Origin of the sequence: Halalkalibacter oceani, assembly GCF_023715705.1 — a bacterium.
Lineage (GTDB): Bacteria > Bacillota > Bacilli > Bacillales > Bacillaceae_D > Halalkalibacter > Halalkalibacter oceani_A.
The window spans coordinates 1-391 of record NZ_JAMBOS010000095.1; the positions used below are offsets into that span (position 1 = coordinate 1).

The following is a 391-nucleotide window of genomic DNA, read 5'->3' on the forward strand; positions in this document are numbered from 1 at the left end:
TCGCAGAATATTGCGATGAGCAGGGCGGGTTTATCATTCGCACCGCTGCGGAAGGCGTTCACGAGCAGGAGATGGCCGCCGATGCCGCTTATCTTAAGCGCGTATGGACCAAGGTGATGGAGCGCAAAAAGCGCAACCAGACCCGCTATCAGCTGTATGGCGAGCTGGCTCTGGCCCAGCGCGTGCTGCGTGATTTTGCCGATGCGCAACTGGATCGCATTCGCGCCGACTCGCGCCTGACCTATGAGGCGTTGCTCGAATTCACCGCCGAATATATCCCGGAAATGACCAGCAAGCTGGAACACTACAGCGGCCGTCAGCCGATATTCGATCTCTTTGACGTTGAGAACGAAATTCAGCGCGCGCTGGAGCGTAAAGTCGAGCTCAAATC

At 57.0% G+C, this 391-nt stretch carries 1 protein-coding gene; it reads left to right on the plus strand.

All coding sequences use genetic code 11. The annotated features are described in order from the left end of the window. The coding region (locus M3212_RS21810; RefSeq protein ID WP_251195995.1) for a ribonuclease E/G at positions 1 to 391 on the plus strand (391 nt) is incomplete at both ends.